This window comes from Chryseobacterium sp. NG-CE01, from assembly GCF_055695505.1.
The window spans coordinates 3,224,332-3,245,552 of sequence record NZ_CM146369.1 but is presented as its reverse complement, the minus strand read 5'-3'; the positions used below and the strand labels follow the sequence as shown (position 1 = coordinate 3,245,552).

The 21,221-nt window shown below is 36.5% G+C and carries 25 protein-coding genes; 20 read left to right on the top strand and 5 right to left on the bottom strand.

All coding sequences use genetic code 11. The features are described 5' to 3' along the window. Positions 1 to 55 precede the first annotated feature (55 nt). The 5 genes from dnaX (at position 56) to ACYT6F_RS15105 (ending at position 5,032) form a co-directional block, all read left to right on the top strand. Complete coding sequence (dnaX, locus tag ACYT6F_RS15125; RefSeq protein WP_472598462.1) at positions 56 to 1,141, top strand: DNA polymerase III subunit gamma/tau; 1,086 nt, start codon at positions 56 to 58, stop codon at positions 1,139 to 1,141. A gap of 146 nt (positions 1,142 to 1,287) precedes the next feature. Beyond that, positions 1,288 to 1,749: a hypothetical protein gene (locus ACYT6F_RS15120; RefSeq protein WP_472598461.1), complete on the top strand. Its 462-nt coding sequence runs from the start codon at positions 1,288 to 1,290 to the stop codon at positions 1,747 to 1,749. A 417-nt stretch (positions 1,750 to 2,166) separates the two neighbouring features. After that, complete coding sequence (locus ACYT6F_RS15115) at positions 2,167 to 3,246, top strand: chorismate mutase (RefSeq protein ID WP_472598460.1); 1,080 nt, start codon at positions 2,167 to 2,169, stop codon at positions 3,244 to 3,246. Positions 3,247 to 3,353: 107 nt separating this feature from the next. Continuing rightward, entirely contained in the window at positions 3,354 to 4,280 is a 927-nt protein-coding gene (gene rsgA, locus ACYT6F_RS15110; protein ID WP_472598459.1) for a ribosome small subunit-dependent GTPase A, read from the top strand. A gap of 335 nt (positions 4,281 to 4,615) precedes the next feature. After that, positions 4,616 to 5,032, top strand: a complete 417-nt coding sequence (locus ACYT6F_RS15105; RefSeq protein WP_169230478.1) for a nucleoside-diphosphate kinase — start codon at positions 4,616 to 4,618, stop codon at positions 5,030 to 5,032. A 314-nt stretch (positions 5,033 to 5,346) separates the two neighbouring features. Here ACYT6F_RS15105 and rpe read toward each other — a convergent pair whose 3' ends face one another. Next, positions 5,347 to 5,997, bottom strand: coding sequence for a ribulose-phosphate 3-epimerase (rpe, locus tag ACYT6F_RS15100; RefSeq protein ID WP_472598458.1), 651 nt, complete (start codon positions 5,995 to 5,997; stop codon positions 5,347 to 5,349). 334 nt (positions 5,998 to 6,331) lie between these two features. Continuing rightward, positions 6,332 to 7,405, bottom strand: a complete 1,074-nt coding sequence (gene chrP / locus ACYT6F_RS15095) for a chryseobasin maturation metalloprotease ChrP (protein WP_472598457.1) — start codon at positions 7,403 to 7,405, stop codon at positions 6,332 to 6,334. A 52-nt stretch (positions 7,406 to 7,457) separates the two neighbouring features. On the opposite strand from chrP, the gene ACYT6F_RS15090 reads away from it, so the two are divergent. After that, a complete protein-coding gene (locus ACYT6F_RS15090) occupies positions 7,458 to 8,162 on the top strand; it encodes a DUF4294 domain-containing protein (RefSeq protein ID WP_472598456.1) in 705 nt (234 codons plus the stop codon). Between the two features lie 33 nt (positions 8,163 to 8,195). Here the strand turns inward: ACYT6F_RS15090 and ACYT6F_RS15085 are convergent, their stop codons facing one another. Beyond that, entirely contained in the window at positions 8,196 to 8,612 is a 417-nt protein-coding gene (locus ACYT6F_RS15085; protein ID WP_472598455.1) for an NUDIX domain-containing protein, read from the bottom strand. A 387-nt stretch (positions 8,613 to 8,999) separates the two neighbouring features. On the opposite strand from ACYT6F_RS15085, the gene ACYT6F_RS15080 reads away from it, so the two are divergent. The 5 genes from ACYT6F_RS15080 to ACYT6F_RS15060 all read left to right on the top strand — a co-directional run bounded on the left by ACYT6F_RS15080 (position 9,000) and on the right by ACYT6F_RS15060 (position 12,058). Further along, positions 9,000 to 9,998 (top strand): LacI family DNA-binding transcriptional regulator, encoded by a 999-nt coding sequence (locus ACYT6F_RS15080; RefSeq protein WP_472598454.1) that lies wholly within the window; start codon positions 9,000 to 9,002, stop codon positions 9,996 to 9,998. A 12-nt stretch (positions 9,999 to 10,010) separates the two neighbouring features. Beyond that, positions 10,011 to 10,913 carry a carbohydrate kinase family protein gene (locus ACYT6F_RS15075; protein ID WP_472598453.1) on the top strand — a complete coding sequence of 301 codons (903 nt, stop codon included), beginning with the start codon at positions 10,011 to 10,013 and terminating at the stop codon, positions 10,911 to 10,913. Between the two features lie 103 nt (positions 10,914 to 11,016). Then, complete coding sequence (locus ACYT6F_RS15070) at positions 11,017 to 11,151, top strand: bacteriocin-like protein (RefSeq protein ID WP_449386644.1); 135 nt, start codon at positions 11,017 to 11,019, stop codon at positions 11,149 to 11,151. A gap of 105 nt (positions 11,152 to 11,256) precedes the next feature. Next, positions 11,257 to 11,769, top strand: coding sequence for a DUF421 domain-containing protein (locus tag ACYT6F_RS15065; RefSeq protein WP_472598452.1), 513 nt, complete (start codon positions 11,257 to 11,259; stop codon positions 11,767 to 11,769). Positions 11,770 to 11,872: 103 nt separating this feature from the next. After that, complete coding sequence (locus tag ACYT6F_RS15060; protein WP_472598451.1) at positions 11,873 to 12,058, top strand: hypothetical protein; 186 nt, start codon at positions 11,873 to 11,875, stop codon at positions 12,056 to 12,058. A 309-nt stretch (positions 12,059 to 12,367) separates the two neighbouring features. Here the strand turns inward: ACYT6F_RS15060 and ACYT6F_RS15055 are convergent, their stop codons facing one another. After that, the gene (locus tag ACYT6F_RS15055; RefSeq protein WP_472598450.1) at positions 12,368 to 12,682 is read right to left on the bottom strand and encodes a DUF4286 family protein; all 315 of its coding nucleotides are present in this window, start codon (positions 12,680 to 12,682) and stop codon (positions 12,368 to 12,370) included. 148 nt (positions 12,683 to 12,830) lie between these two features. Between ACYT6F_RS15055 and gyrA the strand changes: the two genes are divergently transcribed. Together gyrA and ACYT6F_RS15045 are read left to right on the top strand one after the other, a co-directional pair. Continuing rightward, complete coding sequence (gyrA, locus tag ACYT6F_RS15050; protein WP_472598449.1) at positions 12,831 to 15,410, top strand: DNA gyrase subunit A; 2,580 nt, start codon at positions 12,831 to 12,833, stop codon at positions 15,408 to 15,410. 28 nt (positions 15,411 to 15,438) lie between these two features. Further along, positions 15,439 to 16,473, top strand: coding sequence for a tetratricopeptide repeat protein (locus ACYT6F_RS15045; protein WP_472598448.1), 1,035 nt, complete (start codon positions 15,439 to 15,441; stop codon positions 16,471 to 16,473). Between the two features lie 72 nt (positions 16,474 to 16,545). On the opposite strand, the gene pncA is transcribed toward ACYT6F_RS15045, so the two are convergent. Then, complete coding sequence (pncA, locus tag ACYT6F_RS15040) at positions 16,546 to 17,151, bottom strand: bifunctional nicotinamidase/pyrazinamidase (protein ID WP_472598447.1); 606 nt, start codon at positions 17,149 to 17,151, stop codon at positions 16,546 to 16,548. A 156-nt stretch (positions 17,152 to 17,307) separates the two neighbouring features. Here pncA and ACYT6F_RS15035 point away from each other — a divergent pair, with 156 nt between their 5' ends. The 7 genes from ACYT6F_RS15035 (at position 17,308) to ACYT6F_RS15005 (ending at position 21,062) form a co-directional block, all read left to right on the top strand. Next, positions 17,308 to 17,844: a YfiT family bacillithiol transferase gene (locus tag ACYT6F_RS15035; RefSeq protein WP_472598446.1), complete on the top strand. Its 537-nt coding sequence runs from the start codon at positions 17,308 to 17,310 to the stop codon at positions 17,842 to 17,844. Beyond that, complete coding sequence (locus tag ACYT6F_RS15030; protein WP_312174115.1) at positions 17,838 to 18,299, top strand: DUF1569 domain-containing protein; 462 nt, start codon at positions 17,838 to 17,840, stop codon at positions 18,297 to 18,299. Before ACYT6F_RS15035 ends, ACYT6F_RS15030 begins: the two co-directional genes overlap by 7 nt. Continuing rightward, positions 18,296 to 18,673 (top strand): bacillithiol system redox-active protein YtxJ, encoded by a 378-nt coding sequence (ytxJ, locus tag ACYT6F_RS15025; protein ID WP_472598445.1) that lies wholly within the window; start codon positions 18,296 to 18,298, stop codon positions 18,671 to 18,673. The genes ACYT6F_RS15030 and ytxJ overlap by 4 nt, the downstream gene beginning before the upstream one ends. Further along, positions 18,673 to 19,269: a Crp/Fnr family transcriptional regulator gene (locus tag ACYT6F_RS15020; RefSeq protein WP_072882874.1), complete on the top strand. Its 597-nt coding sequence runs from the start codon at positions 18,673 to 18,675 to the stop codon at positions 19,267 to 19,269. Before ytxJ ends, ACYT6F_RS15020 begins: the two co-directional genes overlap by 1 nt. A gap of 537 nt (positions 19,270 to 19,806) precedes the next feature. Continuing rightward, the gene (locus ACYT6F_RS15015) at positions 19,807 to 20,001 is read left to right on the top strand and encodes a cyclic nucleotide-binding domain-containing protein (protein WP_472598444.1); all 195 of its coding nucleotides are present in this window, start codon (positions 19,807 to 19,809) and stop codon (positions 19,999 to 20,001) included. After that, positions 19,980 to 20,402, top strand: coding sequence for a Crp/Fnr family transcriptional regulator (locus ACYT6F_RS15010; RefSeq protein ID WP_472598443.1), 423 nt, complete (start codon positions 19,980 to 19,982; stop codon positions 20,400 to 20,402). The genes ACYT6F_RS15015 and ACYT6F_RS15010 overlap by 22 nt, the downstream gene beginning before the upstream one ends. 45 nt (positions 20,403 to 20,447) lie before the next feature. Then, on the top strand, positions 20,448 to 21,062 hold the full coding sequence (locus tag ACYT6F_RS15005; protein WP_472598442.1) for a Crp/Fnr family transcriptional regulator: 615 nt from the start codon (positions 20,448 to 20,450) through the stop codon (positions 21,060 to 21,062). Positions 21,063 to 21,221 lie beyond the last annotated feature (159 nt).

The window sequence follows — 21,221 nt, the reverse complement described above, 5'->3', positions numbered from 1 at the left end:
GATAACTTGAAATTGAAAATTTTCAAATTACAACTATATTTCTTACTTTTGGCCAATGGAAAATTTTATCGTATCTGCACGAAAATATCGTCCACAACAATTTGACACTGTTGTCGGGCAATCTCATATTACGGATACTTTAGAACATGCGATCGGAGAAAATCAGCTTGCTCAGGCCTTATTGTTCTGCGGACCAAGAGGGGTTGGAAAAACCACCTGCGCAAGAATTCTGGCAAGAAAAATCAATGAAAAGGACGGCTCTGTTTCAGAAGATGGCTTTGCTTATAATATCTATGAGCTCGATGCTGCCTCAAACAACTCGGTAGATGATATCAGGGAACTGATAGATCAGGTACGTTTTGCCCCTCAGGTCGGCAAATACAAAGTATACATTATCGACGAGGTGCATATGCTGTCTTCTGCAGCTTTCAATGCCTTCCTTAAAACTCTTGAAGAACCGCCGGCTCACGCCATCTTTATCCTGGCCACAACCGAAAAGCATAAGATCATTCCTACGATCTTATCCCGATGTCAGATCTATGATTTCAAAAGAATCACTATTGAAGACATCCAGAGACATCTTAGAAATATTGCTCAAAAAGAGAATATTCATTATGAAGACGATGCGTTGTATCTTATTGCTCAGAAAGCAGATGGCGCACTGAGAGATGCACTTTCTATTTTCGACAGACTTTCCACTTTTTCACAGAAAAATATCACTTTGGCAAAAGCTGCTGAAGTACTGAATATTCTGGATTACGATCAATATCTTAAAATCGTTGATCTTGCTAAAGATGGTAAAATTCCTGAGGTACTTTCTGCATTTAATGAGATCGTAAAAAAAGGGTTTGATCCGCATATCTTTATTGCAGGACTCGGAAATCATTTCAGAGATCTCATGATGGCACAGAATGCTTCTACCATTGACCTGATTGAAGTTGGTGAACAGACGAAGACAAAGTTTGTACAGCAGGCACAAAACTGGAATGCGCAACAGCTTATTGATGGAATAGAAATCTGCAACCATGCAGATATCAATTACAAAAATTCCAAAAACCCAAGACTTACGGTAGAAATTGCACTCATGCAATTGGCTTCCATTACTGCCGGTGCAGATATTTCAAAAAAAAAAAGTTTATAATATTAGCGCCTTTTCTCAATGAAAAGCAGGGAATAAAGACTCCTGCAAAGATCATTGAGAAAAAGGAAGAGCCTACTCAGGTTCAGAATATTATCAAGCCTCAGGAAACTGAAATAAAGAAAACCACAAAGCCTTTAACAAAACAGGTGATTTCTTCCGGATTCAGCATTAATGCTCTTTTAAACAAAGAAGACAAAGCTGAAGAAGAAGAAACCGTTGTCGTAAAAACGGAAACCCTTCCTCAGAATCACTTTACCGAAACCGATCTGCAGGCAGAATGGAACTTATTACTGAAACAATTACAGAAGAAAGATACATTTGTATTTAATGCTATCAAATCATTCAAGCTTATTAAATCCGGTGAAAACCAGATTACCGTTTTATTTCCGTCTGATTCTGCAAAGGTTGAGTTTGATAAGGTAAGCAGGGAGTTTTTTAATCATTTTAAAACGAAAGTTCACAATTTTTCCATTGAGATCATTTACCAGCGTGATGTTGAAAACCTGAAAATAGAAGTAATGACCAAAAGGAAAATCTTCGAGAAATTCGCTCAGAAAAATCCGCTACTTAAAGACCTTGATGACCTCATGAGATTCGATCTTACTTAGGTTATTGAGATTTTATAATTTTAGGTATCCTATTTAAATAAATTTTATATATTTGTCAAATATTTCACCTGAAAATAACTTTTCATCAAAATCAGGATTTAAGAAAAGCTACAAATAAACAATCAGCATTGGAAAAAATAGTAAAGCCATTTCTATCTGTTTTCATGCCCGCTATTTTTTTTAGCGGTTATTTTTGCTTTTCTCCATCTTATTACAGAAATTCAGAGAAAAAATATCGATTTTACTATTGGTATTGCTAACTGAATTTCTTTCCAAAAAATAACAGGATAAAACAGCCTGATTTCCTGGCCCCATTAATATTTTTTTAACGGCATTTTTTAGAAAGAATTATAAAGTAAATTTATAATGCAATTGCCATGGCTATATATCAACAAAAGGATAAAATAAATAATAATAATGAATTTAAAAGAATTAAAAAACGACTGGATTGACGCCTTCCCCCAACCGATGATGATTGCCGGGCCATGCAGTGCGGAAAGCGAATCCCAGATGCTGGAAACCGCAAGAAGAATCCGAGAAACACAAGCTAATGTTCCCATTTTTCGTGCGGGAATATGGAAACCGCGTACAAAACCGAACGGGTTTGAAGGCGTAGGAGTAATTGGTCTCAACTGGCTTAAAAAGGTAAAAGAAGAATACGGATTTAAAACGGCTACTGAAGTTGCCAATGCGCATCATGTTTTTGCAGCCCTTGAAGCTGATGTGGATATTTTATGGATCGGGGCACGCTCTACTGTAAACCCCTTCACGGTACAGGAAATTGCAATGGCACTGAGAGGAACAGAGAAAACAATTCTTGTCAAAAACCCTGTAAATCCTGATCTTGCTTTATGGATTGGTGCCTTGGAAAGGCTTTTAGGCCAGGATATTAAAAACCTTGGGGTTATTCACAGAGGATTTTCAACCTACCAGAAAACAAAATACAGAAACAATCCCAACTGGCAGATTGCTTTGGACTTTAAAAGTCAGTTTCCGGATATTCCAATGCTGATCGACCCTTCACACATTTGCGGAAACAGAACCGGTCTTGCAGACATTACCCAGGAAGCACTGAACGTAGGCTATCAGGGTGCTATTATTGAAACTCACGCTCATCCGGACGAAGCATGGAGCGATGCAGCACAGCAGATCACACCGGAAGTTTTGGCAGAACTTATCGGTAATCTCAAAGTAAGAAGTACGGATCTTGCGGGATTCGAAGGGGAAATGGGAAGACACAGAACATTAATTTCCGATATCGATTTTCAATTGATTGAACTGCTTTCTCAGCGAATGAAAATTTCAGAAAAAATAGGAAAGCTTAAAAAAGAAAACGACATTGCCATATTTCAGCCTGAACGCTGGAAAGTAATCACGGAATATGCAACACAAAAAGCCGTGGAAACAGGCATGTCTAAAGAATTTATTGAAAAAGTATTTAAAACCATCCACGAAGAGTCTATCGAGGTTCAGAATAGTATTATGATCAACAGGTAATCATTTACAGCTATATTAGTGATTCAGGGGCTGGGAGTTCAGGTGATGCCGCAAATATTACCCTGAATTCTTAGCCCTAATTTCTTATATTTGCATTAAGTTAAAATATGAAAGGAAAAATCATTAAATCTACAGGAAGCTGGTATCAGGTTCTGGAAATGGAAAGCGGCAGAATCTTTGAAGCGAGAATCCGCGGAAAATTTAAGCTTATAAAAACAAGGCTTACCAATCCGCTTGCTGTAGGAGATTTTGTAGAATTTCAGCTGGAGCAGGATGATATTGCATGGATCACAAAGATTGAATCCCGCAGAAATTACCTGATCAGAAAATCCGTAAACCTTTCAAAAGAAGCTCATATTATTGCTTCCAATATTGACCTTGCCTGTTTTATTTTTACTTTAAAACACCCGGAAACCTCTCTGGGATTTCTTGACAGGTTCCTGGCCTGCTGTGAAGCTTACAACATTACGCCGCTTATTTTATTTAATAAAATTGATGTTCTTCATGAGGAAGAGATTGAGATTGTGAAAGATATAGAATTCCTGTACAATGAAATCGGGTATAAAACACTTGAAATCTCATCGTATTCCAGATTAAATCTTACGCAGCTTCAGGAAATACTGCAGAATAAAACGTCAGTATTTTTCGGTCATTCAGGATGCGGCAAATCTACTCTTGTTAATGCATTACAGCCAGGCCTTAACTTAAAGACATCTGAAATATCCGACACGCATCTTAAAGGAAAGCATACAACAACCTTTGCGCAGATGCATTTTTGGGATTTTGGCGGAAATGTGATCGATACACCCGGTGTCCGAGAATTTGCCATGATCGACATCGAAAAAGACGAGGTACAGCATTACTTTCCAGAAATCTTCAAAAAAAGGGAAGAATGTAAATTCCATAACTGCCTTCACATCAATGAGCCGAAATGTGCCGTAATTGCCGGTCTTGAGACAGGAGAAATTCAGCATTCCCGATATGCAACTTATATTAAGCTGATGGAAGAAGCAGAAGAAGCAGTTCAGAAATAATTCATCTTTATTTTAAAAATAATTGATTTTTACCTTCTATTGATTCAAAATGAAGCAATAAATATCTGGTTATGTAGCGTTTGTGCCTTATCATATTTTTTTATGATAAGAATCTTCCGAAACTACGGTCAATAAAAAACCCAGCCGAAGCTGGGTAAAAACTAATAACCATGAAAACTCAAATTAAACATGAGAATCGGAATATAATAAACAATTACTGTGCCAAAGTTTTATTTACTATTTCTTAACAAATGTTATTTTAATGTTAAAATTTGTTTAAAATTTAACTAACGGATTTTTTTTGTATTTTTGCAGCATTAAAAAAATATACATATATGTCTAACATTACATTCACCATGATTAAACCTGATGCTGTTGCAGACGGACATATCGGTGCTATATTAGGTAAAATCGCTGAAGGAGGATTCAAAATTAAAGCATTAAAGCTTACACAGCTTACGGTAGCTGATGCTAAAAAATTCTATGAAGTACATGCTGAGAGACCATTCTATGGAGAATTGGTTGAATTCATGAGTTCAGGGCCAATCGTTGCTGCAGTTCTTGAAAAAGAAAATGCGGTAGAAGATTTCAGAACATTAATCGGTGCTACCAATCCTGCTGAAGCTGCAGAGGGTACCATCAGAAAAATGTTTGCAAGAAGTATCGGAGAAAATGCAGTACACGGTTCAGATTCTGACGAAAATGCGCTTATCGAAGCAAGATTTCACTTTTCAGGAAGAGAAATTTTTTAATTAAAAAAAATTGCTGAACATACAGATCCGGAGAACGATATTCTCCGGATTTTTTATTGGTCTTAAACAGGGGTCTGATAATCAGCCTCAAACGATGATTATTAAAAGAGATTCCGTATAAATACGCAATGGGAAATTACGTATTTATACGGATGATTTCTTCACAATTTTTCACGAATTTTACTTCATAATTCAATAGGAGTTACATAGTAAAAAAGTCTTAAAATTAATAACCATTAAAGACTCCGATTTTAGCAAAGAAGAAAGGCAGCATATAAACGCTGCCTTTTTGTCATATAATATATCCGGAAAGATTAAATCTTTAACAGCTCTATGGTTCTTTCCGGACTTTCTGCCGAAAAAACTGCATTTCCTGCCACAAGAACATCTGCTCCTGCATCAAAAAGTTTTGAAGCATTGTCGATATTTACACCGCCGTCAATTTCAATAAGCGCGGTAGAGTTGTTACTCAAAATAAGATCTTTTGTTTCCGAGATCTTTTTATAAGTATTCTCAATAAATTTCTGCCCTCCAAATCCGGGATTTACGCTCATCAGTAACACCAGGTCTACATCTGCAATAATGTCTTCCAGCATAAGCACCGGAGTAGAAGGATTAAGAACAACACCTGCTTTTGCACCCAGACTCTGAATGTGATGAATGGTTCTGTGAAGATGGGTGCACGCCTCATAATGTATAGAGATAAGATCTGCACCATGATTGATAAACTCTTCAACATATTTTTCAGGCTCCACAATCATAAGATGTACATCTACGAATTTTTTGGCGTGCTGCTGAACAGTTTTCATAACTGGAAATCCGAATGAGATGTTAGGGACAAATCTTCCGTCCATTACATCTACGTGAAACCAGTCGGCCTGGGAGTTGTTTACCATTTCAATATCTCTCTGCAGATTCCCAAAATCTGCGGCCAACATGGAAGGAGCAATAAGCTTCGTTTTCATTTTACTTTTATACTTTTACTTTGTTTTTATTTCTTATCTGCAAAAAAAGTTTTAATACAAATACAGGAAAAAGCTGCCAAAAATAATGGTCTCAATAATTGCTAATTTAATATTGTTAATTTTGATAACTAACAATCTGTCAATTATAAATAATCCCAAAGGAACTATGCTGAAGATGAAAAGCATTTCGAGGACCATATTGTAGGAAGAACCAACTTTCGGAGGATCAAACCATTTATATACGACACCAAAAATAATATATCCAAAATATAGTGCTGTCATAACAGATATAAATGTAGGCTTTCTGATAAGATGATTAAAAAAGCTCTTCACATTAATGATATTTCAGCTTCATTTCCGGCTGGATTTTCAGCAGCGTTTCGTAAATCAGTTTAACTACATTTCCAACATCTTCTTTAGAAACCATTTCTACTGTTGTGTGCATATAACGAAGAGGAAGTGAAATCAATGCGCTTGGAACGCCGCCATTAGAATGCGCAAAAGCATCAGTATCCGTACCTGTCATTCTGCTTGCCGCAGCCCGCTGATAAGGAATTTCCATTGTTTTTGCCGTCTCAATGATCAGTTCACGGATGGTATGATGAACGCTTGGTGCAAAAAATACCACCGGGCCGGCCCCGCACTTTTGGTCACCTTCCTTTTTCTTTTCGATCATCGGGGTGGTGGTATCGTGGGTAACATCTGTCACAATGGCAATATTAGGCTTTATAGTGTCAGCAATCATATCAGCACCGTACAGACCTACTTCTTCCTGTACAGAATTGGTGATGTATAACCCAAAAGGAAGCGCTTTTTTATTTTCCTTTAAAAGTCGGGCTACTTCAGCAATCATAAATCCGCCGATTCTGTTGTCTAAAGCTCTGCATACAAAATAACGGTCATTCATTTCGAAGAACTCATCCGGATAAGTAATCATACAACCTACATAGATCCCCATATCTTCCACTTCCTTTTTGGAGGTGGCTCCGCAGTCGATAAAAATATTTTCAATTTTCGGTGTCGGTTCGTTCTGGTTGGTTCTGGTATGAATAGCCGGCCACCCGAAAACTCCTTTTATAATTCCGTTCTCCCCGTGAATGTGTACGACTTTGGAAGGAGCGATCGTCTGGTCTGAACCTCCGTTACGGATCACATAGATGAGCCCGTCATCGGTAATATAATTTACATACCAGGAGATTTCATCTGCATGAGCTTCTATGACTACTTTAAATTCTGCTTCAGGATTGATAATACCGTAACAGGTGCCGTAATGATCCACCTCGATTTTATCAACATAAGGTTTGATATAATCCATCCATACTTTCTGTCCTTCATGCTCATAACCGGTAGGAGAAGAGGTGTTTAAATATTTTTCTAAAAATTTCAGAGATTTCTTGTCAAATTTCATAAAAAAGGAATGATTTTTGCGTTTTAATTTCTTTCTAATAGGTGTAAAAATAATGAAATTTAGCAAGATTATTTGTCTTTATCTTTTAATTTTTAGCGTGAGTGTTTTTGGGCAGAAAGACTCTGTTATTGCAAAGCCGTTAAGCCAATATCCTCAGGAACTTTTAAAGGTAGACGAATTTGGAAATAAATATTTTTATGATGAGAGGCAGAAAGCAAAAATTTACGAGATCAATGGAGAAACGGTAGTAGTAATGGATGAGCTTATTTTGCTCAATAAGCCTCGTTTTAACAACCAGTTAGATAAAAATTATTATTACTTTCTTAATAAAAAATTATACCGGGTTTATCCTTTATTTTTAACCGCATTACAGCAGTACAGAGATATCCAGGGCGAAATGAATAATCTCGACAGTAAGGCAAAAAGAAAATACATCAAAGACCGGCAGAATATCCTTGCCGACCAGTATGAAAAACAGCTTAGAGATCTTACAACAACGGAAGGACAGGTATTTGCAAAGCTTATGAACAGGGCTACCGGTAAAAATGTCTATGAAATTATAAAAGAACTGAGAGGAGGCTGGAGCGCGTTCTGGTGGAACGTAAAAGGTAAAATGGCAGATATCGACCTTAAGGATAAATATAATCCTCATGCTAACAGAACAGACGAGTATTTAGAATCACTGCTTCAGTCTAACTGGAATTCCGGCTACCTGCAGCCTTATCCCGGAGCTGCCAATTTTAAAGTCTACAAATAATAATCAATATAAAAAATTCCTGTAAACAAAGATTTACAGGAATTTTTCTTTCAGCTTATCAAAAACAATTTTATCAATGGGGAGCACAAAAGGATTGTCGGCTCTTTCGATATCAATCCATTCTGTTTTTTCAATACACGGATCCAAAATAAGAAAATCTTCTTCATTGATGATATTCACGATGTAGTAAACGGTAAGCAGCTGCTCATTCTCTCTGAACCGCGAAACCAGAAAGTTTTCCTGCGTATAAAAATGTTCTACAATTTCAATTTTCACATTCAGCTCCTCATCAAATTCACGGTGCAGGCAATCCAATACTCCTTCCCCAAACTCAAGCCCGCCACCCGGAAATTTCATTAAAGGCTCACCTGCATATTCTTCAAATAAAGTCAAGACTTTTTTATCCTTCACCGCACAGGCATACACCCTAATGTTTATCTTGTCTATCATATATCAAAATTTGTAAAGCTAATGTAAGAAATTATGCGTAAAAGGGCAATATGAAATAAAGTAACGGCTTATAAAATCAATATTAATCCATGTTTTAGGTATAAATATCCTAATCACTTGAATTAATTCAACTTTTGATTATCTTTTAAGAATAAACGTTAAACCAAAAAGTCCATTCTGACCAAATAATATTAAACCGACATTTAAAAACATCGGTGAAATATAATTTAAATTATTTGTTAAATTAGTATTAATCAAACATTTGTATTGTATGATAGACTTTATTTAAAAAACTGCGAAACTACAATTATTTTTCAAACGACCAAAAAATAATGCTATTGTATTTTATCTCTATAATAGAATATTTTTGCCATAAAGCCAACAATAATGAAACGAGCTTCTATAAAAGATATCGCGAGAATTGCAGGAGTTTCCGTCGCTACGGTATCATATGTCCTTAACAAAAAAGAAGGAAGCCGGATCAGCGAAGCTACTCAGAAAAAAATTCTGGAAGTTGCACAAAGCATCAATTATACGCCCAATAAGATTGCAAAAAGTCTTAAAATGAGCAAAAGCAAACTGATCGGCCTTATCGTAGCAGATATTTCCAACGACTTTTATTCTAATATTGCGCGCAGCATTGAAGATGAAGCCATGAAACTTGGCTATACACTCCTGATTGGCAGCTGCGATGAAAATCCTGAAAAATTTGCCAAGCTTACCGAACTGTTTTCAGAACAGCAGGTAGACGGGATGATTGTAGCGCCTGTGGTAGACTCTGATGAGGCAATCAACAAGCTGATAAGAGAAGAATATCCTATCGTAACAATTGACAGATATCTTAAAAATATAGATCTTCCCGGAGTTATGATCAATAATTTTGAAATTTCTGAACAGATCTGCGATCATTTGCTGCTAAAAGATTTTGATGAATTAATATACGTAGGGTATGACACCGAACTTCCGCATCTTCTTGATAGACAAAATGGTTTTGATAAACGAGCCGAAGAATCAGATATATCCATCAAACGGATTTTAACAGGAATTCATCACATTACGGAGGAAGTTCACCAACAGCTCAGGGATAAACTTGACCTTTCAAAGAAAACAGCCATTTATTTTTCAAGCAACAAACTGGGAATTGCCGGGTTACGGTACCTGATCGACAACAATATTAAAGTTCCGGAAAATGTTTCTCTGGTTGCTTTTGACGAAACGGAAGCCTATTATCTTTTTCCAACAGAAGTAAGTTTTGTAAGGCAGCCACTGGAAGAACTGGCCCGGGAATCCGTAAAGCTGCTGGACAACCAGATTAACAGCTATGCAAAAGAAGGAAAAAGAGTAACCTTTCAGGCAAAATTTATAGAGCGTAGCTCTGTAGAATGATTAAATAGAGTAATGACAAATAAAAAACCATATATTGTATGTTTTGGAGAGGTATTATGGGATATCTTTCCGGAAGGCTCCAAAGCAGGTGGAGCGCCATTTAATGTAGCCTATAATGTCCACAAAATGAGTGTTGACGTACAAGTGCTCAGTAAAACGGGAAATGATGATCTTGGCAGAAAACTCCGTGAGCAAATTCACAGTTGGGGAATTTCTACACAGTTGATCCAGGTCGACGAAAATCATCCCACCAGTACGGTAATCGCTAAAATAGACGAACATAACGAAGCAACTTACGAAATCATCAACAATGTAGCATGGGATCATATTGAATATTTTTCTGAGTATAATAAGTTGGTTTCTAATGCCGAAGCTTTTGTATTCGGAAGTCTTTCTTCAAGAAACGAAACGACAAGAAATACATTACTGAAGCTTCTTGATCAGGCAGGGCTTAAAATTTTTGACGTTAATTTGAGACCTCCTTTTATTGATGCAGAATTAATTAAAACGCTTCTGCATAAAGCGGATGTCGTTAAAATAAATAAATCCGAACTGCAGCAGATTATGGAACTTACAGAAGAACAATATTCAACTGAAGAAGACACAGTGAAGGCAATTCAGAGACATTTTGCTGTTGATGAAATTGTTTTGACCAAAGGCAGTGAAGGAGCAAGATATTTTGTTGGTGACAAAAGCTATACGCTCCCGGCTGTTCCGATTACAGTGGCCGATACAGTAGGAAGCGGGGATGCCTTTCTTTCAGGATTTATTGCGAAAAGAATTTTTAATGAAAATCCGGAAGAGATCCTGAAAAACGCCGTCTCTATGGGTGCATTCATTACTTCAAAATATGGTGCATGTCCGGATTACGATTACTCTGAATTTGAGGAATTTAAAGCAAAGCATTTTAATTAAATCTTTACGATCCAAAAATGTAAATAATGAAAATTTTTAATGAAAAGCTGTAATAATTAAGAGTAATATTCGTTATATATTGAACCAGCAAAATTAAAACGATATGAAAAATTTAAAGAAACTAACAAAGACAGAGCTTAAGTCAGTGTACGGTGGAAAACCCAGAGAGTATTGTGTTTACTGTGAAAGGTTAAACAAAACAGTCTGCAGTACGGTGCCTATCGCACAATGTCCTTAACAGTCAAGCCGCTTTTCAGCGGTTTTTTTTATTTCATATCGAATGCGAAACCCACAGGAATTTTACTTCAAAAATGAATACATTTGATATCTAATTAAAACTGTAGTGAATCCTATTTTAGATATCGTTGTACGCTCACTTTGTGTTTACCTTTTCATGGTAATTGCCATTCGTCTTTTTGGTAAAAACCAGCTTTCACAACTCAATGCTGGAGATGTTGTTTTGCTGCTGCTGATTTCCAATGCGGTTCAGAATGCCATGGTTGGCGAGAACACTTCACTGCAGGGAGGTCTTATAGCAGCACTCGTTCTTTTTATTGCCAATTTTATTGTTAAAAGATTAATGTTTTCGAATAAAAAATTCAGCAGTTTTCTCGAAGACGATCCTGTTATTTTAATAAAAGACGGAAAAGTAGAACAAGAAGCATTGAATAAAGTGAAAATTACCAGGGATGAGCTTGACGAAGCGGTAAGAGAACACGGCGTAAACGGAATAAAAGATGTAAAGCTATCTGTTCTTGAGGTAGACGGAAATATCAGCGTAATATCTGAAGATGAACAAAGTAAACAGACCCATTATACAAGAATAAAAAGAAAATATAAGCGCAAATATCATTAATGATCAGTTTTATTAATTCAAATTTAAATACCATCTGTACAGCCTAAAAATCACCTTTGGCACCAACATTGTTGCTTCAATCAGGAATTTGAAAAGTGAAAAAATGAAAGGATTAATTAAAATTGTTGGGATTACAACAGTAATGATGATGATGAGTTCATGTATTGTTCATGAACATCACGGAAGAAGAGGGATGCCTCCCGGACACGCCAAGAAAGTGTATATTTATGAAAAAAGAGGGCATGGTCACGGTCACGGGCATCACCGAGGACATGGGCGTCACAGGTGAAATTGAAAGAAAATAATAAGCATCGGATTTTCCGGTGCTTTTGCTTTTATATTAAAATTAAAGTTGATTTAATTTCAGTACAAAAAGCTGAGTGAGATTCTTCAAAACAATTTGGCATCCGGCTTGTTAACTATACATAAATCACAAATATCATTTTTATGAAAAATTTATCCAAAATGTTATTGGCGCTGGCTCTGTTTGCTGCGGTTTCATCATGTCTGCCAAGACCTCCGGCTCCGCCAAGGCCTCCGGAACCACCGCACAGAAGGTAAAAAAATAAGCCCGGGAAATTTCCGGGCTTTATTATATTTACAGTCTTGTTTTTTTAGGATTCAGAAGAGTATTAAAAATCATCACTTCCGTCCCGAATTTTGCTTCTACACGTTCTGCAATGTTCTTCAGCTCACTCTGTACAAAATCTTCCCGCAGTTCATTACTGTCAAAAACCAGCAGAAGATTGTAATTCTTTCCTTCATCAATATAATCACTATGCACTTCAGAAAGGATGTATTTATTGACGTCCATTAAGTTTTCAGTCATGAGAACCAGTGTTTCGTCGATATAATTTTCCCATTCTTCCAGATTGTTTTTCGTACAGTGGAAAGTTATACTTAATACGCTCATATTTTTATGATTTTTTAATATTTTGAGTAAAATTCTACAGCAAAAATCGGCAAATTTTTCGTAAATTAGCCCGTTAATAAAAATTCAAAAAAAATAATTTTCAGACATACAGCTAAGGGTCTGACTGTCATTATAATAAAATTTGTTTATGCAAAAAGAAGGAGAAAGACTGATTCCCATCAACATTGTTGATGAAATGAAGTCGTCTTATATCGATTATTCGATGTCTGTTATTGTTTCAAGGGCGTTACCTGATGTAAGAGACGGCTTAAAACCCGTTCATAGAAGAGTACTTTACGGTATGTATGGATTAGGGGTTTTTTCTAATAGAAAATATTTGAAATCTGCCAGAATTGTTGGAGACGTTTTAGGTAAATATCACCCTCACGGAGATTCTTCTGTATACGATGCAATGGTAAGAATGGCTCAGGACTGGAGCTTACGTTATCCTCAGGTAGACGGCCAGGGTAACTTCGGTTCTATGGACGGAGATCCGCCGGCAGCAATGCGTTATACCGAAGCAAGATTAAAAAAGATTTCTGATGAAGTACTTTCGGACCTGGACAAAGAAACGGTAGATTTCCAGAATAACTTTGACGACAGCTTACAGGAACCTACAGTTTTACCTTCTAAAATCCCCAATCTTTTAGTAAACGGAACTTCCGGTATTGCAGTGGGGATGGCTACCAATATGGCGCCGCACAACTTATCTGAATCTGTAGATGCCATCTGTGCATATATTGATAATAAAGAGATTACCATTGATGAATTGATGCAGCATATTATTGCTCCGGATTTTCCTACAGGAGGTATCATCTACGGATATGATGGTGTGAGAGATGCTTTCCATACAGGCAGGGGAAGAGTCGTTCTTCGTGCTAAGGTCGCTTTTGAAGAGATAGGAAACAGAAATGCCATTATTGTAAATGAAGTTCCTTATCAGGTAAACAAAGCCGAAATGATTGCCAGAACGGCAGAGCTGGTAAAAGAAGAAAAGATTCCGGGAATCTATGAAATCAGGGACGAATCGGACAGAAGAGGTCTTCGTATCGTATATGAGCTTAAAAATGATGCGATTCCGAATGTTGTTTTAAACTTATTATATAAATATACTTCGCTTCAGACATCTTTCAGTGTTAATAATATTGCCTTGGTACATGGAAGACCGGAGCAGCTGAACCTGAAAGACATCATCCACCATTTTGTGGAGCACCGCCATGAGGTTATCGTAAGAAGAACTCAATTTGAGCTTAGAAAAGCAAAAGAAAGAGCTCATATTCTCGAAGGCTTCATGAAGGTAATCGGAACGCAGGATTCATTAGATAAAGCCATTTCCATCATTCGTCACTCTGCAAATCCGCAGGGCGCAAAAGAAGGATTAATTGAAGCATTTGAACTTTCTGAGATCCAGGCTCAGGCCATCCTTGATTTACGTCTTGCCCGTCTTACAGGAATGGAGCTCGATAAAATCCGCGATGAGTACGATGCCATTATGAAAGAAATTGCAGATCTGGAAGATATTTTGGCTAATGAACCTAGAAGATTCCAGATTATTAAAGATGAATTACTAGAGGTAAAAGAAAAATACGGCGACGAAAGAAGAACGGAAATCGACTATTCAGGAGGTGAAATGTCTATTGAAGATATTATCCCGAACGAATCTGTAGTACTTACCATTTCACACGCCGGATATATCAAGAGAACTTCACTTTCGGAATACAAAATCCAGAGCAGAGGAGGAGTAGGCAACAAAGCCGCAACAACAAGAGACTCCGACTTCCTTGAATATATCGTATCTGCAACCAATCACCAATACATGCTGTTCTTTACAGAAAAAGGAAGATGCTACTGGCTGAGAGTATTTGAAATTCCTGAAGGATCTAAAACATCAAAAGGACGCGCGGTTCAGAATTTGATCAACATTGAACCGGATGATAAAATTAAAGCATATATCAGAACCAACAATCTTAAAGATTCTGAATATGTAAACCAGATGAGCGTAGTAATGGTTACCAAAAACGGAACAATCAAGAAAACATCTCTGGAAGCATATTCAAGACCGAGAGTAAATGGGGTTAATGCTATCGAAATCAGAGATAACGACCAATTGTTGGGCGCTTATTTAACAAACGGTACTTCCGAGATTATGATTGCCACGAAAAACGGTAAATGTATCCGTTTCCCGGAAGAAAAAGTAAGAGAAGTGGGAAGAGGATCTATCGGGGTACGCGGAATTGCCATGGAAGACGATGACGAAGTAATCGGAATGATTGTGGTAAATGATGTAGAAAAAGAAACGGTTCTGGTGGTATCCGAAAAAGGATACGGAAAAAGAACTGCGGTAGAAGACTACAGAATTACCAACAGAGGCGGAAAAGGTGTTATTACCCTTAACATTACCGAAAAAACCGGAAATCTGATCGCCATCCAGAATGTAACGGATGAAGACGGACTGATGATCATCAATAAATCCGGTGTTGCCATCAGAATGGGAATGGATGAGATGAGAGTAATGGGAAGAAATACACAGGGTGTACGACTCATCAATCTTAAGAAAAATGATGAAATTGCTGCCATCGCAAAAGTAGAAATGGACAAAGAAGTAGAAGATTCTGAAGAGAATGAAGAAATAGAAGGAACTGTAGCTGATAACCACGAAAACGATACAGAAATTCCGCAGACAGATAATACTGCTGAGGATCATGAGAATTCTGATTCGGAAGAATAAATTGTATAATAATTATAAAATAGTGATTATGAAAAAGCTAATTTTAGGGGTAGCTATCGTAGCCTCAGCTTTCGTTTTCGGACAGAAAGGTGATGCTAACGCTCAGCTACAAGAAGCTAACAAAGCAGCAATGGATGCATATAACGCAAAAAACTATGCTGTGGCGGCTCCTAAGTTTATAGAAGTTTATAACTTACTTAAAACGAACGGACAGGACAATAAAGTATATATGTATTATGCAGGTCTTAACTATGCTCTGGCAAATAATTATCCGCAGGCTACAAAAATATATACGGATCTTATTAATGCAGGCTACACAGGGGTTGAAACTACATATACTGCAAAAGACAACAAGACAGGACAGGTTTCCAGCTATGATAAAAGTACATGGGAATTGTTAAAGAAGACTGCATCCAAAGATTATTCAGATTTTAAAACTGAACAGACAAAGAGTGTTGAAACTGACCTTTATGAAACTTTAGCGACTCTTCTGCTTAACGACAAGAAGAATGATGAAGCTTTGGCAATTATCGAAAAAGGTTTGGCAAAATTCCCTAACAATGCTAAGCTGAAAGAATATCAGGGTTCTGCACTTTATGCATCAGGAAAAACCGATAAATTTTTACAGAATCTTAAAGAGCAGCTTGCAAAAAACCCTAACGATGCTACCAATTGGTATAATTTAGGAGTTCTTCAGTCAAAAAATCCTGAAACGGTAAATGAGGCTATCGCTTCTTTCCAAAAAGCAATTGAGCTGAAGCCTGATTTTGCTAATGCTTACCAGAATCTTGTATATGCAGTAATCGGTGATGATGAAAAAGCTGTGACCGAGATCAATGCACTGAGAAAGACAAAACCGGACGATGCTACCAAACTTATTGAAGCGAGAAAAGAAAGATTCAATAAAGCGGTACCATATGGAGAAAAATGGCTTCAGGCAATGCCTAATGACATTACTGCCGTTCAGACTATGAGAGACGTCTACAATACAACTAAAAATACGGCTAAAGCTAACGAAATGAAAGCTAAAGAAGCTGAACTTCAGGCTAAACAGCCAAAGTAATCAGTTGTAAAATAAAAAACCGAAGCTAAGGCTTCGGTTTTTTTATGCGTATTTAGATTAATCAATATTATTTTATCCGAGAACAGTAACTCCCTTCTGAATCATGTCGTAAATAGCATCTCTTCCGTTATCAGGCTTTACATTAACAGCTCTTGTCCCGTTAAAATGAAGACAGGTAACGTATCCGCTATTCACAGCATCAATACAGGTAAATTTCACGCAATAATCCATTGCGAGACCTACAATCTCCAGCAGTTGAATATCATGATATTTTAAAAAATCATCCAGGCCCGTTTTCATGAAATGATTATTATCCTGGAAACCGCTATAGCTGTCGATTTCAACATTTTTACCTTTTTGAACAATATGCGTCACTTTATCCCTGTTGAGATCTTTGTGAAATTCTGCACCGAAAGTATCCTGAATACAGTGATCAGGCCACATGAACTGCGGAACGCCGTTTAAAATAATACTTTCTCCTACTTTTCTGCCATTATTGCTGGCAAAACTTTTATGATTAGCAGGATGCCAGTCCTGTGTCAAAACAATCTGATCGTATTCATTTTCTTCCATCAGGGCATTGATGTACGGAATTACCTCATTGGCTCCCGGAACCGCCAGTGCGCCGCCTTCACAAAAATCATTCTGCACATCTACGATTATTAACGCTTTTTTCATATTTAGAATTCTCGAATTTTTGATAAATTTACAAAAACAAATAGCAAATAGTCATCCAAATCAGATTTATCGGACAAATAGACATTTATGAAATTCTCTACATTCCGGGACTTCAGGACAATCGGTGATTAAAACGATTTAAATCTCAATAAAAAAATGAACGATATTGAACAAAAAAAGTTCCCGATAGGTACCTTTGAAGTACCTGAAAATATCTGCGACATTAAACTCGACGAGTATATAAAAGTCATCAGAGATTTTCCGGGAAGATTAAAAAGCCTCATTGAAGATTTCTCAGATGACCAACTTGACACCCAATACAGGGAAGGTGGCTGGACCGTGCGGCAGCTGGTCAATCATATTGCAGACAGCCATATTAACAGCTTTATCCGCTTCAAACTCGCTCTTACGGAGGACAATCCTACGATTAAACCTTATGATGAAGCAAAATGGGCAGAACTTCAGGACAGCCTGAATATGCCTGTAAAACCGGCCATGAGAATCATCAGAGGGACCCATCAAAGGTGGACAACATTATTGAAAAGTATGACCAACAAGCAGTTTGAAAGAACCTTTCATCATCCGGAACATAACAAAAACTATGATTTAAGACATTGCCTTGCCTTGTACGCCTGGCATTGCAACCATCATTTTGCTCATATCGAAAATCTTAAGAAAGAAAAAGGGTGGTAAAAAAAAGCCTTCATAACCCTGAATGTTTTGAAGAAATCATAAACAGAATTCATCTTCTGGACAAAAATTCCCGTGCGCTGTGGGGTAAAATGAATGTCTGCCAGATGATGAGACACTGTAATCATGTGCTTCAGGTTCCGCTCGGGAAAATAAAACTTCCGGAAATTAACCGTTTGTTTGCAATGGTTGGAAAGATCACCAAGTGGGAGATTCAGGTTTTTAATAACGGAATTCCCAGAAATATGCCTACTTTTCAAAAACTTATTATTAATTTTGAATGTGATTTTGAAGAAGAAAAAGAAAACCTTCTGCAAACGCTTGAAGAATACAGCACATGTTACAAGAATAATAATCTCCCGGGACGCCATGTTCTTTTCGGTTTAATGAAAGAAAAAGATTGGGGATTTCTGGAATATAAACATCTTCATCATCATCTAAAACAATTTAAGGTATGAGTTTTTTTGACAAAATATTCGGTGGAAAAGAAGAAGGTTCTGAAAAGAATCAGCTCTGGAAATATATAGAATCTGAAGAGGATCTTAAAAAAGCAATCGAACATTCCTTCACCAGGAAGATTGCCATCTTCAAACATTCCACAAGCTGTTTTATCAGTAAAACGGTTTTAAGGAATTTTGAAAAAGAAATTGAAAACTCAGACCAAAAACCTGATTTGTATTTTTTGGATCTGCTTGCCCACAGGGACTTGTCCAACAAAATAGCTTCGGATCTTGGTATAAGACATGAAAGTCCCCAGTTACTGGTGATTGAAAACGGAACAGTAATCAGCAATGCTTCGCATCAACATATATCGGCAGACCAAATCTTATAATGAAGAATATCAATAATTATTTATCCAAAGTTCTGGACGTTCCTTTAGAAAAAGTGAATTTGTGTAGTCTGCATTATGAAGTAAAGAAAATACCAAAAAATCAGTTTCTTTTGCAGTACGGCGAAATATGCAGATACATTTATTTTGTTGAAAAAGGATTGCTCAAAATGTATTCTATTGATAAAAACGGCAAAGAACATATTATTCAGTTTGCTCCGGAAAGCTGGCTTATTTCAGACCGCAGCAGCCTTTATTTCAACGAAAAATCTGTTTACTACATAGAAGCGGTTGAAGATTCGGAAGTTTTGCTCCTCCATCCTGATTTTATCAATAAGCTGATTGGTGAGTTCCCCAACAGTCTTGAAAAAAGCGATATTCTTCTCCAGAAACATATAAAAAGCCTTCAGGACAGAATCAATTCTTTATTAGGAGAAACCGCTGAAGAACGCTATATGAAATTTATAAAAATGTATCCGGACCTGCTGATGAGAGTTCCGCAATGGATGATTGCTTCTTACCTGGGAATTACTCCCGAAAGTCTGAGCCGCGTACGAAAGGAGCTTGCAAGAAAGAATTTTGTTCCGGACAGCAAATAGATTACTAAAATATTGAAATTGACCATAGCTAGCTATAGGTCTTTTTTTATGATCATAATCATGTTTTTTCTAATAGAATATATCTAACTTTGAACTACACACCACAAATATAATATTATGAAATTTACAAATTCCAGAGCATATTTGGCTTATCACTGCAAACGGATTCCAGACAGAATCCTTAAGATTGCAAATTACCTTAACAATCACAAATAATAGCCATTCTACCAACTGTTATCGAAACAGCTTATAAAATATACCTATTTCTGATAAAAAATTAACCGTTTAGTAAACGGCTTTTTTGTAGGTATATATCAAAAATCTTTATTGAATTTAGTAATGTGAAATAGTTAATGATGTTGACAATTAATAATTTTTATATTGAAAATAGATATTAAAAATTAAAACATAAACATTAATAAATTAAATTGATTAAACAAAATGCAATAAGGTTCAAAATTTGCATTCATATTAATATGGACTAACCAATACTATTTACTAGGAATGCTCATTATTTAACATTTAAAAACAGCTAACATGGTTATTAAAGAAGAAATTCTGCATTCAGTAGGCGCAATTATTAGGCATTATCAGCCTGGAGAAATTATTTTTAACGAAGGAGATGTACCAAAATATTATTATCAGATCATAACAGGCCAGGCAAAACTGAATAATTACAGCGACGAAGGTAAAGAGACATACAGACTCTTTTGGAAGAAGGTCAAAGTATAGGAGAATCATTACTTTTTATTGACAAAGTATATCCTGTAAATGCTGTTGCCATTACAAAATGTTCTGTCCAAAGGCTACCTAAAACGGTTTTTCTTGATCTGATAAAGCTTTATCCTGAAATATCTCTCAATATGAATAAAGCGCTTTCTCAGAAGCTTTATTTCAAGCTGATTATGGCACAGAACCTTTCCTCACAAAATCCAACTGCAAAACTTAAAGTACTGATGGATTATCTGAAAAGTTTTCAGGAAAATCAATCACCATACTCTTTCATGATCCCACTTACAAGACAACAGATGGCAAGTCTTACAGGTCTTTGTGTAGAAACAGCCATCAGAACCATAAAAATGATGGAAAGAAATAAAATTGTAAAGATTAAAGACCGGAAAATTTTGTATTAAATCTAATTTTTTTTTTAATTTAATACGGTCTTAAAAACTTTAAAAATGAAAACAGTCAGCTGCATGAATATCGAGCCTGAACTCCTCTTCTCATACGGTGCCGAAAATAAATTGTACAGGCATAATGAGATGGTATACAGAGAAGGTGACCATGCGGCTTATTACTATCAGGTTGTTAAAGGAAAGGTAAAACTAAACAGCTATAACGAAGAAGGAAAGGAATTCATCCATAATATTGTCGGTGAAAAGCAAAGCTTCGGGGATGCCATGATTTTTGTTGAAAATTTTTATGTAATGAATGCTGTTTGTATCGCTGATGCAGAACTCATAAGACTTTCCAAAAGCAACTTTCTTAATCTTCTTAAAAACAATCCCGAGGTATCCCTTGAAATGAATGCCTGCTTATCGCAAAGATTATATTTCAAGGCTATTATGTTGCAAAACATGTCTTCACAAAACCCCATTATCCGCCTGGAAGGATTACTTAATTATCTTAAAAGCTATCACGACGGAGATTGCGGACAATGTTTCCCTGTAGAACTCACCAGACAACAGATTGCCAATCTTACCGGTCTTAGGGTAGAAACCGTAATCAGAACCCTGAAAAAAATGGAAAAACAGGGCAAACTTACCATAAAAGACCGGAAAATTTTATATTAATACCTTTCAACATGATTTGGGTCATAAAATGGTGATATATTCTAACGTACATTTGAGTTAATTAATTCATCCATATTTCTTAAAGCCTCCTTAGAAGAGGTACGTTTAAGCTGCTTTCAGCTTACATGTTCATGTAAATTAACCAAAATTTATTGCTGT

Excerpts from the sequence above, each read along its gene's own strand:
- ytxJ (WP_472598445.1), top strand. The coding sequence starts at position 18,296 with ATGAGTTTTTTTGACAAAATATTCGGTGGAAAAGAAGAAGGTTCTGAA.
- ACYT6F_RS15090 (WP_472598456.1), top strand. The coding sequence starts at position 7,458 with ATGAAATTTAGCAAGATTATTTGTCTTTATCTTTTAATTTTTAGCGTG.
- ACYT6F_RS15055 (WP_472598450.1), bottom strand. The coding sequence starts at position 12,682 with ATGAGCGTATTAAGTATAACTTTCCACTGTACGAAAAACAATCTGGAA.
- ACYT6F_RS15005 (WP_472598442.1), top strand. The coding sequence starts at position 20,448 with ATGAAAACAGTCAGCTGCATGAATATCGAGCCTGAACTCCTCTTCTCA.
- ACYT6F_RS15105 (WP_169230478.1), top strand. The coding sequence starts at position 4,616 with ATGTCTAACATTACATTCACCATGATTAAACCTGATGCTGTTGCAGAC.
- rpe (WP_472598458.1), bottom strand. The coding sequence starts at position 5,997 with ATGAAAACGAAGCTTATTGCTCCTTCCATGTTGGCCGCAGATTTTGGG.
- gyrA (WP_472598449.1), top strand. The coding sequence starts at position 12,831 with ATGCAAAAAGAAGGAGAAAGACTGATTCCCATCAACATTGTTGATGAA.
- ACYT6F_RS15020 (WP_072882874.1), top strand. The coding sequence starts at position 18,673 with ATGAAGAATATCAATAATTATTTATCCAAAGTTCTGGACGTTCCTTTA.
- ACYT6F_RS15085 (WP_472598455.1), bottom strand. The coding sequence starts at position 8,612 with ATGATAGACAAGATAAACATTAGGGTGTATGCCTGTGCGGTGAAGGAT.
- ACYT6F_RS15060 (WP_472598451.1), top strand. The coding sequence starts at position 11,873 with ATGAAAGGATTAATTAAAATTGTTGGGATTACAACAGTAATGATGATG.
- pncA (WP_472598447.1), bottom strand. The coding sequence starts at position 17,151 with ATGAAAAAAGCGTTAATAATCGTAGATGTGCAGAATGATTTTTGTGAA.
- ACYT6F_RS15115 (WP_472598460.1), top strand. The coding sequence starts at position 2,167 with ATGAATTTAAAAGAATTAAAAAACGACTGGATTGACGCCTTCCCCCAA.
- ACYT6F_RS15015 (WP_472598444.1), top strand. The coding sequence starts at position 19,807 with ATGGTTATTAAAGAAGAAATTCTGCATTCAGTAGGCGCAATTATTAGG.
- ACYT6F_RS15070 (WP_449386644.1), top strand. The coding sequence starts at position 11,017 with ATGAAAAATTTAAAGAAACTAACAAAGACAGAGCTTAAGTCAGTGTAC.
- rsgA (WP_472598459.1), top strand. The coding sequence starts at position 3,354 with ATGAAAGGAAAAATCATTAAATCTACAGGAAGCTGGTATCAGGTTCTG.
- ACYT6F_RS15075 (WP_472598453.1), top strand. The coding sequence starts at position 10,011 with ATGACAAATAAAAAACCATATATTGTATGTTTTGGAGAGGTATTATGG.
- chrP (WP_472598457.1), bottom strand. The coding sequence starts at position 7,405 with ATGAAATTTGACAAGAAATCTCTGAAATTTTTAGAAAAATATTTAAAC.
- ACYT6F_RS15045 (WP_472598448.1), top strand. The coding sequence starts at position 15,439 with ATGAAAAAGCTAATTTTAGGGGTAGCTATCGTAGCCTCAGCTTTCGTT.
- dnaX (WP_472598462.1), top strand. The coding sequence starts at position 56 with ATGGAAAATTTTATCGTATCTGCACGAAAATATCGTCCACAACAATTT.
- ACYT6F_RS15080 (WP_472598454.1), top strand. The coding sequence starts at position 9,000 with ATGAAACGAGCTTCTATAAAAGATATCGCGAGAATTGCAGGAGTTTCC.
- ACYT6F_RS15035 (WP_472598446.1), top strand. The coding sequence starts at position 17,308 with ATGAACGATATTGAACAAAAAAAGTTCCCGATAGGTACCTTTGAAGTA.